This is a genomic window from Streptomyces sp. NPDC020379 (assembly GCF_044387105.1).
In the GTDB taxonomy this organism is placed as follows: domain Bacteria; phylum Actinomycetota; class Actinomycetes; order Streptomycetales; family Streptomycetaceae; genus Streptomyces.
The window spans coordinates 1-17,709 of the sequence record NZ_JBIRVR010000044.1; the positions used below are offsets into that span (position 1 = coordinate 1).

At 72.6% G+C, this 17,709-nt stretch carries 2 protein-coding genes and 1 pseudogene; all 3 read right to left on the reverse strand.

The features are described 5' to 3' along the window. On the reverse strand, positions 1–6,563 hold a 6,563-nt coding region (locus ACH427_RS32045; protein ID WP_398875298.1), incomplete at its 3' end, for a type I polyketide synthase. A gap of 79 nt (positions 6,564–6,642) precedes the next feature. Continuing rightward, a complete protein-coding gene (locus tag ACH427_RS32050) occupies positions 6,643–14,151 on the reverse strand; it encodes an SDR family NAD(P)-dependent oxidoreductase (RefSeq protein WP_398875300.1) in 7,509 nt (2,502 codons plus the stop codon). Beyond that, positions 14,143–17,619: pseudogene (locus ACH427_RS32055) on the reverse strand (beta-ketoacyl synthase N-terminal-like domain-containing protein); the annotation flags it as partial. The pseudogene ACH427_RS32055 and the gene ACH427_RS32050, both read right to left, overlap by 9 nt. Positions 17,620–17,709 lie beyond the last annotated feature (90 nt).

Sequence of the window (17,709 nt, forward strand, 5' to 3'; positions counted from 1 at the left end):
AGAGCGAACAGACCACACTGCGTGAACACCGTCTCGTCGAGAGCGTCGCCACCCTCGAACACGACCTCACGCAGGGGTTGTTCCAAGTCGAACGCCGCACACACCTCATCAAAAGCCTCGGCGAACACAGGGAAGGCTTCATACAGCTCCCGCCCCATCCCAGCCCGCTGGCTGCCCTGACCCGAGAACACCAACGCCAGCTTCCCCGGACCCGAGACACCCCGGACCACACCAGCAGCAGGCTCACCCGAGACCACCGCACCCAAACCAGCGGCGAAAGACTGCGCCTCACCGGCCAACACCACCGCACGATGCTCAAACGCCGTACGGGTCGTGGCCAGCGAGAACGCCACATCGACAGGCGCCACGGTCTCATCCCGCGTCAACGACAACAGCCGCTCCGCCTGCGCACGCAACGCAGCCTCGGACCTGGCCGACACCACCCACGGCAGCACCGGTACCGGCAGCTGGCCGGCCTCCTCGGCAATCGCGGTCTCCTCCTGCGCCTGCTCCAGGATCACATGCGCGTTCGTCCCGCTGATGCCGAACGACGACACACCCGCTCGACGCACCCGACCGCTCTCGGGCCACGGCGCGGCCTCGGTGAGCAGTTCGACGGCGCCCTCCGACCAGTCGACGTGCGGCGACGGCTCGTCCACGTGCAGCGTGCGCGGCAGGGTGCCGTGGCGCATCGCCAGCACCATCTTCATGATCCCGGCGACACCGGCGGCCGCCTGGGTGTGCCCGATGTTGGACTTCACCGAGCCCAGCAACAGCGGCTGGTCCTCGGGCCGGTCCTGGCCGTACGTCGCGAGCAGCGCCTGCGCCTCGATCGGGTCACCCAACTTCGTGCCCGTACCATGCGCCTCGACCGCGTCCACCTCAGCAGCCGACAACCCCGCACTCGCCAACGCCGCGCGGATCACCCGCTGCTGCGACGGACCATTCGGCGCCGTCAGACCGTTGCTCGCGCCGTCCTGGTTCACCGCGGAGCCGCGGACCACCGCCAGCACCTGATGGCCGTTGCGCCGCGCGTCCGACAGCCGCTCCAGCAGCAGCACGCCGATGCCCTCGGCGAGGCCCATGCCGTCCGCGGCCGCCGCGAACGCCTTGCAACGGCCGTCCAGGGCCAGGCCCCGCTGGCGGCTGAAGCCGATGAGCGCGCCGGGGTTCGGCATGACGGCGACGCCGCCGGCGAGGGCCAGCGAGCACTCGCCCTGCCGCAGCGACTGCACGGCCAGGTGCAAGGCCACCAGCGACGACGAGCACGCCGTGTCCACCGTCACCGCGGGGCCCTCGAACCCGAAGGAGTAGGCGACGCGGCCGGACACGACGCTCGCCGCGCTGCCGGTCATCAGGTGGCCCTCGGAGCCCTCCGGCGCCTCGTGCACGCGCGGGCCGTACTCCTGGTAGTTGGAGCCGATGAAGACACCGGTCCGGCTGCCGCGCAGGGACGGCGCGGGCAGGCCGGCGCGCTCGAGCGCCTCCCAGGAGGTCTCCAGCAGCAGGCGCTGCTGCGGGTCCATGGCCGCGGCCTCGCGCGGCGAGATCCCGAAGAACGCGGGATCGAACTCGCCCGCGTCGTAGAGGAATCCGCCTTCCCGCACGTAGGTCTTGCCCGGGGCGTCCGGGTCCGGGTCGTAGATGCCGTCGAGGTCCCAGCCGCGGTCGGTGGGCAGCCCGCCGATGGCGTCCCCGTCGGACATGATCAGCTGCCACAGTTCCTCGGGCGATGTCACGCCGCCCGGGTAGCGGCAGCTCATCGCGACGATCGCGATGGGGTCCTCGTCGGACACCGCGGTGGCGGCCTCCGTGGTCACGTCGGCCACCACTGTGCCGGCCGGCGCCCCGAGGAGCTGCGCCTGGATGTGGTCGCTCAGCACGGCGCTGCTGGGGTAGTCGAAGACCAGAGTGGCGGGCAGCCGCAGGCCGGTTGCCGCGTTCAGCCGGTTGCGGAGCTCCACCGCTGTCAGCGAGTCGAAGCCGAGGTCCCTGAAGGCGCGTTCGGAGTCGACCGCGTCCTGGGTGTCGTGCCCGAGGACGGCCGCCACCTGCTCGTGGACGAGGTCGAGGACGGCGTGGCCGCGCTCGCCGGGGGTCAGCGCGGCGAGCCGCTGCCGCAGCCGCGAGGCTGTGTCGGTTCCCGCGTCCGAGGTGTCCGGCGTGCTGTCGGCGCTCTGCCGCTCGATGCCGAGGGCCTCGGGCAGTTCTTCGAGCAGGGGGCTGGGGCGAGCCGAGGTGAAGACGGGGATGAAGCTCTCCCAGTCGATGTCGGCGATCGCCAGGTGCGTCTGGTCGTGGTCGAGCGTCTGTCGCAGCGCGGCGATGCCGAGGTCCGGGTCCATGAAGCGCAGCCCGCGGCGGCGCAGTTGGTCCAGGTCCAGGCCCTCGGGGATGTTGTCGCCGACCGCGTCCCACACGCCCCAGGCCACGGAGGTGGCCGACAGGCCGTCCGCGCGCCGCTGCTGGGCGAGCGCGTCCAGGTAGGCGTTGGCCGCGGCGTACGCGGCGTGGTCGCCGACGCCCCAGACGGCGGAGACGGACGAGAAGAGCACGAACGCGTCGAGCGGTGTGTCGCGCAGCAGGGCGTCGAGGTGTGCCGCTCCCGCGGTCTTCGCGTTCATGACGTCGGCGAAGTCCGCCGTCGTCGTGTCGGCCAGCCCGGCCAGGTCGATGTAGGCGGCGGCGTGGATGACGGCGGTGAGGGGGCAGTCCTCGGGTACGGCGTCGAGTACGCGCGCCAGCGCGTCGCGGTCGGCGACGTCGCAGGCGGTGACCGTGACCCGGGTGCCCTGCTCGTCCAGCTCGGCGACGAGGGCCTCGGCGCCGGGCGCCGCGGGTCCGCGACGGCTGGTCAGGACGAGGTGCTCGGCTCCGTTGCGGGCCAGCCATCGAGCCAGATGGGTGCCGAGGGCTCCCGTACCGCCGGTGATGAGAACGGTGCCGCGGGGCTTCCAGGTGCGCAGGGGGCGGGCCTCGCCGAGCGGGGCCGGCTCCAGTCGGCGCAGCATGACGCCGGAGCCGCGGATGGCCACCTGGTCCTCGACGGTGGTGCCGGCCAGCACACCGGCGAGCCGCGTCCGGGCCCGGCCGTCCAGCTGCTCCGGCAGGTCGACCAGACCGCCCCAGGTGTCGGGGTATTCCACCCCGGCGACCCGGCCCATGCCCCACACCGCCGCCTGCGCCGCACTGATCAGCGGGTCGCCGTCACCGGTCGACACCGCGCCCCGCGTGGCGCACCACAGCGGCACCCGGGCCGCGAGGTCGCCCAGCGCCTGGATGAGGGTGAGGGTTCCCACGAGGCCGGTCGTGGTGAAGGGGTGCTCCGGGTGCGGGGTCTCGTCCAGGGCGAGCAGCGACAGGACGCCGGAGAGGCCGTCGGTCGTGAACTCGCGCAGGCGTGCCGCGGTCGTGGCGCGGTCCGTCCCGTCCGATGCGAGGGTCACGACGTGGGCGCCGTACGCCCGGAGTGCCTGCTGTACGCCCACCACCAGCGGGTCGTCGCTCCGCGAGCCCGGCACCACGACGAGCCACGTGCCCGACAGGGAGGGCTTCGTCGCTCCGCCGGTGGGACGCCACACCACCCGGTAGCGCCAAGCGTCCACGGCCGACTCGGAGCGCCGCTGCCGGCGCCACTGCGCGAGCGCGGGCAGGACGGCGTCCAACGACTCCTGCTGCTCCGCCGAGTCGACACGCAGCGTGGCGACCAGCGCCTCGCGGTCCTCGTGCTCGACGGCTTCCCAGAAGACCGCGTCCGAACCGTCGCCGACGGCCGCCTTGGTGCTCTGCCCCGCCTTCGTGCTGGTCAGCCAGTAGCGCTGGTGCTGGAAGGCGTACGTCGGCAGGTCGACGTGCCCGGCTCCCGTGCCGTCGAAGAGCTTGGCCCAGTCGACGGAGGCACCGCCGACGAAGGCTTCGGCCGCGGAGGTGAGGAAGCGTTCCAGGCCGCCCTCGTCGCGGCGCAGCGAACCGACGGCGGTGACGGTGGTGTTGTGGGCTTCGGCGGTCTGCTCCACGCCCATGGTCAGGACGGGGTGGGCGCTGGACTCCACGAACAGGCGGAATCCGTCGTCCAGGAGCGCCTGGACGGCTTCCTGGAAGCGCACGGTCTGGCGCAGGTTGCGGTACCAGTAGCCCGCGTCCAGGGTGCTGGTCTCCAGCACGCCACCGATCACCGTCGAGTAGAACGGCACCGAGGCCGGACGCGGGGAGATACCCGCGAGGTCGCGCAGCAGCGCGGCTTCGATCTCCTCCACGTGCGCGCAGTGCGAGGCGTAATCCACCGCGACGCGACGCGCGCGGATACCGTCCGCCTCACAACCGGCGAGCAGCTCCTCCAGCGCGTCGGCGTCACCGGAGACGACCACCACGGCCGGGCCGTTGATCGCTGCTACGGCCAGCCGGCCCTGCCACTTCGACAGCCGCTGCTCGACCGCTGCCACGTCCAGGGAGACGGAGACCATCCCGCCGCGCCCGGAGAGTGCCCGCAGAGCCTTGCTCCGCAGCGCCACCACCTTCGCCGCGTCTTCCACGGACAGCGCACCGGCCACACAAGCCGCCGCGATCTCGCCCTGTGAATGACCGATGACAGCGGCCGGCTCCACACCGGTCGAACGCCACACCTCCGCCAACGAAACCATCACGGCCCAGAGCACCGGCTGTACGACATCGACCTGCTCAAGCCAGGCGTCATCGTCACCACGCAGCAGACCGGTCAACGACCAATCCACATACGGCGCCAACGCCGCCGCACACTCTCCCAGACGCTCCGCGAACACCGCCGAGGAATCCAGCAGTTCGGCCGCCATACCGGCCCACTGCGACCCCTGCCCCGGGAACACGAAGGCGACCCCGGTGCCACGCCGGACGACGCCTTCGACGAGGCCCTGTGCGGGTCGTCCCGCGGCGTACGCCTCCAGCTCCCGCACGGCTGCCGCGCGGTCGGCGGCCAGGACGACCGCGCGGTGATCGAAAGCGGTACGCGTGGCGGCGAGGGACAGGCCGGTGTCCGTGGCGGGTGCCTCGGGGTGGGCCTCGGCGTGCGCCAGGAGTCGTTCGGCCTGGGCGCGCAGCGCCGTCGCGGACTTGGCCGACAGCACCCACGGCACCGTCGGCAGGGTGGTCGTCGCCGGACCGGACGTGGTCTCGTCGCCGGCCTCCGGGGCGTCGGCCTGCGGGGCCGGTGCCTGCTCGATGATGGCGTGGGCGTTCGTGCCGCTGATGCCGAAGGAGGAGACGCCCGCCCGGCGGGGCTCCTCGCCCTCGGACCAGACGGTGGGCTCGGTGAGCAGCCGGACGGAGTCGGCCGACCAGTCCACGTGGGGGGACGGCGCGTCGATGTGCAGGGTGCGTGGCAGCACGCCGTGCTGCATCGCCAGCACCATCTTCATGATGCCCGCGACACCGGCCGCGGCCTGGGTGTGCCCGATGTTGGACTTCACGGAGCCGAGCAACAGGGGCTTGTCGCCGGTGCGTTCGCGGCCGTATGTCGCCAGCAGCGCCTGGGCCTCGATCGGGTCGCCGAGCTTGGTGCCCGTGCCGTGTGCCTCCACAGCGTCGACCTGGGCGGCCGTGAGGCCGGCGTTGGCCAGGGCCGCGCGGATGACGCGCTGCTGGGACGGGCCGTTGGGGGCGGACAGGCCGCTGCTCGCGCCGTCCTGGTTGATGGCCGTGCCGCGGACGACGGCGAGGACGCGGTGTCCGTTGCGGCGGGCGTCGGACAGGCGCTCCAGCAGGAGCATGCCGGCGCCCTCGGCGGGACCGAAGCCGTCCGCCGCGGCCGCGAAGGGCTTGCAGCGGCCGTCGGGGGCGAGCCCGCGCTGGCGGCTGAAGCCGATGAAGGTGCCGGGGGTGGCCATGACGGTGACGCCGCCCGCGAGGGCGAGCGTGCACTCGCCCTGGCGCAGGGCCTGCACGGCCAGGTGCAGGGCCACGAGCGAGGAGGAGCACGCGGTGTCGACGGTGACCGCCGGGCCCTCCAGGCCCAGGGTGTAGGCGACGCGGCCGGACACGACGCTGATGGCGCTGCCGGTCACGAGGTGGCCCTCGACGCCGTCTGGCGCTTCGTGGACGCGCGGCCCGTAGTCGGGTGCGACGGCGCCGACGAAGACGCCGGACCGGCTGCCCTTGAGGGAGGCCGGGTCGATGCCCGCGCGCTCGACGGCCTCCCAGGACGTCTCCAGCAGCAGGCGCTGCTGGGGGTCCATGGCCGCCGCCTCGCGCGGGGAGATGCCGAAGAAGCCGGCGTCGAAGTCGCCGGCGTCGTGGAGGAAGCCGCCTTCGCGGGCGTAGGTGGTGCCCGGCCGGTCGGGGTCGGCGGCGTAGAGGGAGTCGGTGTCCCAGCCGCGGTCGGCGGGGAAGGGCGTGATGGCGTCCCTGCCCTCGTGCAGCAGCTCCCAGAAGTCCTCGGGGCCGCGCACCTCCCCGGGGAAGCGGCAGCTCATGCCGACGATCGCGATCGGCTCGCGGGCCGCCGCCTCCATCTCCTGGAGGCGGCCGCGGGTCTGATGCAGATCAGCCGTGACCCGCCGAAGGTAGCCGAGGAGCTTTTCTTGTTCCGACATCAGGACCTCACGAGCTCGGGAAGCTGGGCGTTCGACGGGGCATGGGTGGTGTGGTGGTGCGGGTCGTTCATGAGGGAGATCAAGCGGATCCGAACTCCTCCGACGTGCCGAATTCCTGGTCGATGAAGGCGAAGAGCTCGTCGGCCTCCGCTGTCTCCAGGTGCTCGGTGACCGCGGTGGGAGCGTCGGCCGCCGTGCCGTCGCCTGTCACGTCCCACGCGGAGACGGTGGACAGCAGGTCCTTGAGCCTGGCGGTGACCATCTCGCGTGTGGTGGCGTCCGGGTCCGCGCCGGCGTCGCGGAGTACGGCCTCCAGCTTGTCGATCTCGGTGCCGAGCCCGGCTCCCCCGGCCGCCTCCCCCGGCGCGGGCGCGATCTCCTCCTCGACGAGTCCGGCGAGTGCCTCGGGGGTCGGGTAGTCGAAGATCAGGGTGGCCGGGAGGCGCAGCCCGGTGGCCGCGTTGAGCCGGTTCCGGAGCTCCACGGCGGTGAGCGAGTCGAAGCCGAGTTCCAGGAAGCCCCGGTCGGCCACGACGGCGGTCGGCGATCCGTGGCCGAGGACCGTGGCGGCGTGGTCCTGGACCAGCCGCAGCAGCGTCCGCCGTCGCTCCGCCGGGGCGAGCCCCGACAGGCGCCGCGACAGCGACTGCTCCTCGGACCGCTCGGGTTCCCGGGTCACGGCCCGTCGCGTCACCGTCGGCCGCCGTACGAGGCCGCGCAGCACGGCGGGCAGCGGGGTGACGGCGTCCGCGGCCCGGTCGGCCAGCGCGCCGGTGTCCAGCCGCGCGGGCACCACCAGGCCCTCGGCCAGGCCGCCTGCCGCGTCGAAGAGCGCCAGGCCCTCCTCGGAGGAGAAAGGCACCAGGCCGCCGCGCGTCATGCGGGCCAGGTCCGCCTGGTTCAAGTGGCCGGTCATGCCGGTGCGTTCGGCCCACAGGCCCCAGGCGAGGGACACCGCGGGCAGGCCCCGGGCGCGCCGGTGCTGTGCCAGGGCGTCCAGGAAGGTGTTGGCCGCCGCGTAGTTCGCCTGGCCCGCGGAGCCGATGACGCCCGCGGTCGAGGAGAAGAGCGCGAACAGCGCGAGATCGGAGCGGTGCGTGAGCTCGTGCAGGTTCCACGCCGCGTCCGCCTTCGCGCGGAGCACCGTGTCGACGCGCTCCGGGGTCAGGGACGCGAGGGTCGCGTCGTCCAGGACACCCGCGGCGTGGACCACACCCGTCAGGCCGTGCCTGTCGGGCAGTTCGGACAGCAACCGCGCGAGCGCGTCGCGGTCGGCGACGTCGCAGGCGGCGACGCGCACCGCCGCGCCCGAGGCCGCCAGCTCCGCCTGGAGTTCCGGCATGCCGTCGGCGGCGGGTCCGCGCCGGCTGACCAGCAGCAGGTTGCGCACGCCGTGTTCAGCGACGAGGTGCCGCGCGACCAGGCCGCCGAGCACGCCTCCGGCGCCCGTGATCAGTACGGTGCCGTCCGGGTCGAGGGCGGCTGGAACGCTCAGCACCAGCTTGCCCACATGGCGCGCCTGGCTCATGAAGCGGAACGCCTCCGGGGCCCTGCGCACGTCCCATACGCGCGTGGGCGGCAGGCGCAGCTCGCCGCGCGCGAAGAGCGCGAGGATCTCGGCCAGCATCGCGCCGATCCGCTCCGGGCCCGCCTCACCGAGGTCGAAGGCCCGGTAGGTCACCCCGGGGTGCGCCGCCGTCACGTCGGCGGCGTCCCGGAGGTCCGTCTTGCCCATCTCGACGAAGCGCCCGCCCTCACCGAGCAGTCCCAGCGAGGCGTCGATGAACTCCCCCGCGAGGGAGTTGAGAACGACGTCCACTCCACGGCCGCCCGAGGCGGCGGCGAACCGCCGCGCGAACTCCACCGTGCGCGACGACGCGAGGTGCGCGTCGTCCACACCGAGGGCCCGCAGCACGTCCCACTTGGCCGGGCTCGCGGTGGCGAACACCTCGACACCCCACGCGCGGGCGAGCTGCACCGCCGCCATCCCGACGCCACCCGCGGCGGCGTGCACCAGCAGCGACTCCCCGGACCGCACGCGGGCCAGCTCGCGCAGCGCGTACAGCGCGGTCACGTACACCACCGGGACCGAAGCCGCCTCGGTGAACGACCAGTCGTCCGGAATCCGCGCCAGCGTGCGGTGGTCGGTGACGACCAGCGGGCCGAAGCCACCGGACCAGATGCCCATCACCCGGTCGCCGACGGCGAGCGAGGAGACCCCGGGGCCGGTGGCCACCACCACGCCCGCGCCCTCGCCGCCCATCAGCGCCTGGTCGGGATACATCCCCAGGGAGATCAGCACGTCGCGGAAGTTCAGCCCGGCGGCGCGCACCGCCACCCGCACCTCGTGCTCGCCCAGTTCACGGGTGGCGTCCGGGGCCGGCAGCAGGGCCAGGCCCTCCAGCGTCCCGGCCGCCGAAGCCTCCAGCCGCCATGCCGAGGCGCCGGCCGCGGGCACCAGCACCCCGTCGGCGGCGCCGCCCGCCAGGCGCGGCACGAGCGTCCGTCCCTCGCGCACGGCCAGCTGCGGTTCGCCGGTGGTCACGGCCTCGAACAGGGCCTCCAGCGAAGCCTCGGCACCGTCCACGTCCGCCAGGGCGAACCGCTCCGGGTGCTCGGCCTGCGCCGACCGGACCAGCCCCCACACGGCACCCGCGGGAAGGTCCTCCAGTTCCTCGGCCGACGCCGCGGCGACCGCGCCACGGGTCACCAGCACCAGCCGGGCCGCGCCGAGGCACTCCGCCGCCGGCCACGCCCGTACGACATCCAGTGCCCGGTGCGTGACCTCCCTCGTCGCTGCGGCGACGTCCTCGGACGGCTCCGAGGCGAGGCTGACGAACACGAGATCCGGTGCGGGAGAACCGGAGCGCACATGCTCCTCCAGCGCCGCGAGATCCGGGTATTCCTGCGGGGACCGCTCCGCCGTCTTGAGCGCCCCGAGCAGACCGTAGGGGTCGGCTCCGACGACGGCACAGCTGCCGCCGGAAGCGGATGCGGAAGTGTCGGGTACGGCGTTCCACGCCACCCGGTGCAGCACATCGCTCATCCCGGCCGGGGACGCGAACTGCTCGCTCGCGACCACCCGGGTCACCAGCGCGTCCGCCGCTGCCACCGGCATCCCCGCGGCGTCGGCGACCAGCACCGACATGCCGTCGGCACCGGCCGGCGCCAGCCGCACGCGCAGCGTCGGCGCGCCGGTCGCGTACAGGGACACACCACGCCACACGAACGGCAGCCGGACTTCCTCGCACTCCGGGCCGGTGCCGGTCAGCCAGGCGTGCAGCGCCGTGTCCAGCAGAGCCGGGTGCAGCCCGTACAGACCCGCTTCACCGCGCGCCTCCTCGGGGAGCGCGACCTCGGCGAAGACCTCGTCACCGCGCCGCCAGGCGGCCAGCAGCCCACGGAACACCGGGCCGTACGCCAGGCCGGTCGCGGCGAGCCGCTCGTAGAGCCCGTCGATGTCGACCGTCTGTGCTCCCGCCGGCGGCCACGCGCTCAGCTCGGCCACGTCGTCCCTCGCGGCTCCGGGGACGAGCACGCCGGAAGCGTGCCGGGTCCACGATCCGCCGGGCGCGTCGGCACGGCGGGCGTACACGCTCAGTTCCCGCCGCCCGTCGCCCTGCGGGCCGTCCACGACCAACTGCACGTCGACCGAGCCCTCTTCGGGCAGTACGAGGGGAGCCTCCAGGGTCAGCTCCTCCACCTGGCCGCTGCCGACCGCGTCCCCGGCCCGCAGCGCGAGCTCCACGAACGCCGTGCCCGGCAGCAACACCGTCTCACCGACGGCGTGATCGGCCAGCCACGGGTGCGTACGCAACGACAGCCGCCCTGTCAGGAGCACGCCGTCGGAGGCGGGCAGGGTGACCGCGGCTCCGAGGAGCGGGTGATCGGCGGCCGAGAGTCCTGCCGACGTGACGTCACCTGCGGCAGCGGGGACCGGCTCCAGCCAGTAACGCTCGCGCTGGAAGGCGTACGTGGGGAGGTCGACGCGACGGGCACCTGTGCCGTCGAAGAGCTTGGCCCAGTCGACGGAAGCCCCGCCCACGAATGCCTCGGCGACGGAGGTCAGGAAACGGTCCAGACCACCCTCGCCACGACGGAGCGAACCGACGGCCGTGATGGTGTGGGTCTCTGCGGTCTGCTCGATCCCCATGGTCAGAACCGGGTGGGCGCTCGACTCCACGAACAGGCGGAAACCGTCATCCAGGAGAGCCTGGACGGCTTCCTGGAAGCGCACAGTCTGACGCAGATTGCGATACCAGTAGGCAGCATCGAGTGTGTCGGTCTCCAGCACGCCACCGGTCACCGTCGAGTAGAACGGCACGGAGGCCGGACGCGGGGAGATACCCGCGAGATCACGCAACAACGTGCTCTCGATCTCCTCCACATGCGCGCAGTGCGAGGCGTAATCCACCGCGATACGACGCGCACGGATGCCATCCGCCTCACAGCCGGCGAGGAGTTCATCGAGGGCGTCCGTGTCTCCGGACACAACCACCGTGGCGGGGCCGTTGATCGCGGCCACAGACAAACGATCGTCCAGGCGCTCCTCGACCGCTGCCACGTCCAGGGAGACGGAGACCATCCCGCCGCGCCCGGACAGCGCCCGCAGAGCCTTGCTCCGCAGCGCCACCACCTTCGCCGCATCCTCCAAGGACAGCGCGCCCGCAACACACGCCGCCGCAATCTCACCCTGCGAATGACCGATGACAGCAGCAGGCTCCACACCGGTCGAACGCCACACCTCCGCCAACGAAACCATCACGGCCCACAACACCGGCTGTACGACATCGACCTGCTCAAGCCAGGCGTCATCGTCACCACGCAGTAGATCGGTCAACGACCAATCCACATACGGCGCCAACGCCGCCCCGCACTCCGCGATCCGCTCCGCGAACACCGGCGAGGAATCCAGCAGCTCCGCCGCCATACCGGCCCACTGCGAACCCTGCCCCGGGAACACAAAGACCGTCTGTCCGCGCGAGCCCGCGACGCCTCGCACCACGCCGGGCACCTCGCGCCCGTCCGCCAGCGCGCTCAAGCCCTCCCGATGTCCCGACAGGACCACAGCACGGTGCTCGAACACACCCCGAGCAGTCGCCAGCGAGAAACCCACATCCAGCGGCGACAACTCCCCCACACGCGCCAGCAACCGCTCCGCCTGCGCAGCCAGCGCACTCTCCGAACGGGCCGAGACCACCCACGGCACCACCACCGGCGGCTTCTCGTCCCGATCGCGCTCGTCGGTCGCGGTGTCCTGGGGTGCCTGTTCCAGTACGGCGTGGGCGTTCGTGCCGCTCATGCCGAACGAGGAGACGCCCGCCCGTCGCGGCCGTCCCGTCTCCGGCCAGGGCGCGTCGTCGGCCAGGAGCCGCACCGAGCCCTCGGACCAGTCGACGTGGGGCGAGGGCTCGTCCAGGTGCAGGGTCCGAGGCAGCACACCGTGCTGCATGCCGAGCACCATCTTGATCACGCCGGCCACACCGGCGGCCGCCTGCGTGTGACCGATGTTCGACTTGATCGAGCCCAGCAGCAGCGGCTGGTCCTCCGGCCGGTCCTGGCCGTAGGTCGCGAACAGCGCCTGCGCCTCGATCGGGTCACCCAGCTTGGTGCCCGTGCCGTGCGCCTCCACGGCGTCCACCTCGGCGGCCGACAGCCGCGCGTTCGCCAGCGCCGCGCGGATGACACGCTGCTGCGAGGGGCCGTTCGGCGCCGTCAGACCGTTGCTCGCGCCGTCCTGGTTGATCGCGGTTCCACGGACGACGGCCAGCACCCGGTGCCCGTTGCGGCGGGCGTCCGAGAGCCGCTCCAGCAACAGGACGCCGACGCCCTCCGCCGGGCCGAATCCGTCGGCGGACGCGGCGAACGGCTTGCAGCGGCCGTCAGGGGCCAGGCCGCGCTGGCGGCTGAAGCCGACGAAGGTCCACGGCGTGGACATGATCGCGGAGCCGCCGGCGAGGGCCAGCGAGCACTCGCCCTGCCGCAGCGACTGCACGGCCAGGTGCAAGGCCACCAGCGACGACGAGCACGCCGTGTCCACGGCCACGGCCGGTCCCTCGAAGCCGAAGACGTACGCGAGGCGGCCGGAGGTGACGCTGAGCGCGTTGCCGGTCACCAGATAGCCCTCGACGCCGCTCGACGGGTCGTGCGGGCCGGTGCCGTAGCCGTGGGAACCCGCGCCCATGAAGACACCGGTCTCGCTTCCCCGCAAGGACGCCGGGTCGATGCCCGCGCGCTCGAACGCCTCCCAGCCGGTCTCCAGGAGCAGCCGCTGCTGCGGGTCCATCGCCGTCGCCTCGCGCGGCGAGATCCCGAAGAACGCCGGGTCGAAGCCGCTCACGTCGTCGACGAAGCCGCCGTGCCGGGTGTACGTCGTGCCCGGGTTGTCTGGGTCCGCGTCGTACAGCCTGTCAAGGTCCCAGCCGCGGTCCCGGGGAAGCCCGGAGATCGCGTCACGGCCCTCGGTCAGCAGCTCCCACAGGTCCTCGGGCGACCGCACGCCGCCGGGCAGGCGGCAGCTCATGGCCACGATGGCGATGGGCTCCTGGTCCGTCGCGGCCCGGACGGCGGGCGGGGCGGCCACGGTCGCCTCGTCCTGGAGGCCGAGCAGCTCGGCGTGCAGGTGCTCGGCGAGGGCGAGCGGTGTCGGGTGGTCGAAGACCAGGGTGGCCGACAGCCGGTGTCCGGTGGCGGCGTTGAGCCGGTTGCGCAGCTCCACGGCGGTGAGCGAGTCGAAGCCGAGCTCCTTGAAGGGGAGTTCGGGCTCGACCGCGTCGGGTGTGGCCTCGCCGAGGACGGCGGCGGCCTGTTCCTGCACCAGCCGCAGCAGCACGCGCCGCCGCTCCGGCTCGCTCGCCTTCCGCAAGTCCTGCCGCAGGGAGTTCTCTTCCGCGTCCGATGCGGCCTGGGGCAGCGCACGGCGCGTCACGGCCGTACGTCCCGATCCGTCGGCCGTACGGGCGTCGGTGCCGGGGGCGGCCGCCGCCAGCTGCTCCGGCGCCACTGGGCGGGCCACCAACGCGTCCGCACGCGCGACCGGGACACCCGTCGGGTCGGCGATCAGTACGGACACAGCGTCGCTACCGGCCGGCGCCAGCCGCACGCGCACCGTCGAGGCGCCGGTCGCGTGCAGGGACACGCCGCGCCACACGAAGGGCAGCCGTATGCCGTCGGCGACCTCACCGTCGAGCGGGCCCAGACCCGCCTGCACCGCGGTGTCGAGCAGGGCGGGGTGCAGCCCGTACCGGCTCACCTCCGCGCGCGCCTCCTCGGGGAGCGCCACCTCGGCGAAGATCTCGTCGTCCCGCCGCCAGGCGGCACGCAACCCGCGGAACACCGGGCCGTACACGACGCCGGAGTCCGCCAGACGCTCGTAGAACCCCGACAGGTCGACCGCTCGCGCCCCCGCAGGCGGCCACACGCTCAGCTCCGCCGCGCCGGCCGCCGCGCTGCCGTCGGCGGCGGAGACCAGCACACCGGAGGCGTGCCGGGTCCAGGGCCGGTCCGTACCGTCCTCGATACGGGCGTACACGTCGAGACCGCGCGCACCACTTCCGTCGGCGCCGCTGACGGTCAACTGCACCTGCACCGCGCCCTGTTCGGGCAGCAGCAACGGTGCTTCCAGCGTGAGCTCCTCGACGCGGTCGCACCCGACCGCGTCCCCGGCCCGCAACGCCAACTCCACGAAGGCGGCGGCAGGGAACATCACCTGGTCCCGCACCGCGTGCTCGCCCAGCCACGGGTGCGTCCGCAATGCCAACCGCCCTGTCAGCAGCGCCCCACCCGAGGCGGGCAGCGTGACCGCGGCACCCAGGAAGGGGTGGTCCGCGGCCGACAGCCCGGCCGACGTGACGTCGCCCTGCGCCGCTGCGGAGGGCTCGATCCAGTAGCGCTGGTGCTGGAAGGCGTACGTGGGGAGGTCGACGCGACGGGCACCTGTGCCGTCGAAGAGCTTGGCCCAGTCGACGGAAGCCCCACCGACGAAGGCTTCGGAGACAGAAGTCAGGAAGCGGTCCAGACCACCCTCGTCACGACGGAGCGAACCGACGGCGGTGATGGTGTGGGCTTCGGCGGTCTGCTCGATGCCCATGGTCAGGACCGGATGGGCGCTGGACTCCACGAACAGCCGGAAACCGTCATCCAGGAGGGCCTGGACGGCTTCCTGGAAGCGCACGGTCTGACGCAGGTTGCGATACCAGTAGGCGGCATCGAGAGCGCTGGTCTCCAGCACCGACCCCGTCACCGTCGAATAGAACGGCACCGAGGCCGGACGCGGAGAGATACCCGCGAGATCGCGCGACAACGCGGCCTCGATCTCCTCCACATGCGCGCAATGCGAGGCGTAATCCACCGCGATACGGCGGGCACGGATACCGTCGGACTCGCACCGGGAGAGGAGTTCGTCGAGAGCGTCGTTGTCGCCCGAGACCACGACCGTGGCAGGGCCGTTGACGGCCGCCACCGCGAGTCGGCTGTCCAGCCGCTCCTCGACCGCTGCCACGTCCAGCGATACGGACACCATGCCGCCCCGGCCGGACAGGGCCCGCAGAGCCTTGCTCCGCAGCGCCACCACCTTCGCCGCATCCTCCAAGGACAGCGCACCGGCCACACACGCCGCCGCTATCTCACCTTGCGAGTGACCGATGACAGCAGCAGGCTCCACACCGGTCGAACGCCACACCTCCGCCAATGAGACCATCACAGCCCACAACACCGGTTGTACGACATCGACCTGCTCAAGCCAGGCGGCGTCCTCCGCACGCAGCAGACCGGTCAACGACCAATCCACATACGGCGCCAACGCCGCCGCACACTCTCCCAGACGCTCCGCGAACACCGCCGAGGAATCCAGCAGCTCCGCCGCCATACCGGCCCACTGCGACCCCTGCCCCGGGAACACGAACGCCACACGGCCATCCGCCCCCGCGACACGACCCCGCACCACACCGGGCACCTCACGCCCGTCCGCCAGCGCGCTCAAGCCCTCCCGGTGTCCCGACAGGACCACGGCTCGGTGCTCGAACACACCCCGAGCAGTCGCCAGCGAGAAGCCCACATCGAGAGGCGACAGCTCCCCCACGTGCGTAAGCAGCCGTTCCGCCTGCTCCCGCAGCGCCTTCTCGGACTTGGCGGACACCACCCACGGCACCACCGGCGGCTCGATCGGTGTCGGCACCTCTTCGGGAACGGCCGTGGGCGCCTGCTCAAGGATCACGTGTGCGTTGGTGCCGCTGACACCGAAGGACGACACTCCCGCCCGGCGGAGCCGACCGGTCTCCGGCCATGCGATCGAGTCCGTCAGCAGCTCGACGGCACCGGCCGTCCAGTCCACGTGGGGCGAGGGCTCGTCGACGTGGAGTGTGCGCGGCAGGGTGCCGTGGCGCATCGCCAGCACCATCTTCATGATGCCCGCGACACCGGCCGCGGCCTGGGTGTGGCCGATGTTCGACTTGATCGAGCCCAGCCACAACGGCTCGTCGCCCGAACGCTCCTGGCCGTACGTCGCCAACAGCGCCTGCGCCTCGATCGGGTCACCCAACTTCGTGCCCGTACCGTGCGCCTCGACCGCGTCCACCTCAGCGGCCGACAGCCGCGCGTTCGCGAGAGCCGCGCGGATGACGCGCTGCTGCGAGGGGCCGTTCGGCGCCGTCAGACCGTTGCTCGCGCCATCCTGGTTGACGGCGGAGCCGCGCACGACCGCCAGCACCTGGTGACCGTTGCGCCGCGCGTCCGACAACCGCTCCAGCAGGAGCAGACCGACACCCTCGCCCCAGCCCGTGCCATCCGCGGCCGCCGCGAACGCCTTGCAGCGGCCGTCGGAGGCCAGGCCGCGCTGACGGCTGAACTCCACGAAGAGTTGGGGCGTGGACATCACGGTGACACCGCCGGCCAGGGCGAGCGTGCACTCGCCCTGCCGCAGGGCCTGCGCCGCGAGGTGCAGGGCGACCAGCGAGGAGGAGCACGCGGTGTCGACGGTGACCGCCGGGCCCTCCAGGCCGAAGGTGTAGGAGATACGGCCGGAAACCACACTGGCGGCGCTGCTGGTGACCAGGTGTCCTTCGACGTTCTCGGGGGACGCCTCGCGCAGACTCGTCGCGTAGTCCTGTCCGTTGCTGCCGATGAACACACCGGTGGGGCTGCCGTGCAGCGCGGCGGGGTCGATCCCGGCCCGCTCGAACGCCTCCCAGGAGGTCTCCAGCAGCAGCCGCTGCTGCGGGTCCATCGCCGTCGCCTCGCGCGGCGAGATGCCGAAGAACTTCGGGTCGAAGTCACCGGCCCTCGCGAGGAAGGCACCCTCCCGGACGTAGCTCTTGCCCTGCTCGTCCGGGTCCGGGGCGAAGAGCGTGCCGAGGTCCCAGCCACGGTCCGCGGGGAACTCGGTCAGCACCTCCCGCCCGTCGGCCAGCAGGTCCCACAACGCTTCGGGGGTTCGGATGTCGCGGGGGAAGCGGCAGCTCATCGCCACGATGGCGATCGGCTCGTCGTCCGTGGCCACGGCTGCGGGCAAGGCCGGTCCCGCGTCGGACCGCAGCCCCAGTGCCTCGCCACGCAGGAACCTCGCCAGGTCCCTCGCCGTAGGGTGATCGAAGAGCAGCGTGCTCGAAAGGGTCAGCCCCGCGGCGGCGTTGATGCGGTTGCGCAGGGTGACGGCCGCGAGCGAGTCGAAGCCCAGCTCCTTGAAGGCACGGTCGACATCGACGGCATCCGGCCGGCTGTACCCGAGCACGGCAGCCACATGGGACCGTACGAATTCCAGGACGGCCCGCTCCTGTTCGGCAGGCGCCAGACCGCTGATCCGCTGACGGAGGGACCCGTCGGCCGGGGTGGAGCCGCTCTCGGCGAACTCGCGTGAAACGTGCTCGGTCAGTTCCTTCAACAGGGAGGACGAGCGCGCGCCCGCCCTGGCCTGCGCAAGGGTGTCCCAGTCGACGTCGGCTACGAGCAACGAGGCCGCCGCCGGGTCGTTGACCGTCTTCGCCAACTCGGCGATCGCCGCCTCGGGAGCCATCGCGGGCAGGCCATGCCGCTCCCAGCGCTCCGCGAGGGAACGGGCCATGCCGTCGTTGGCCCAGGGGCCCCAGGCGATCGAGGTCGCGGGAAGACCCTCACCACGCCGCAGCTCCGCCAACGCATCCAGATAGGCATT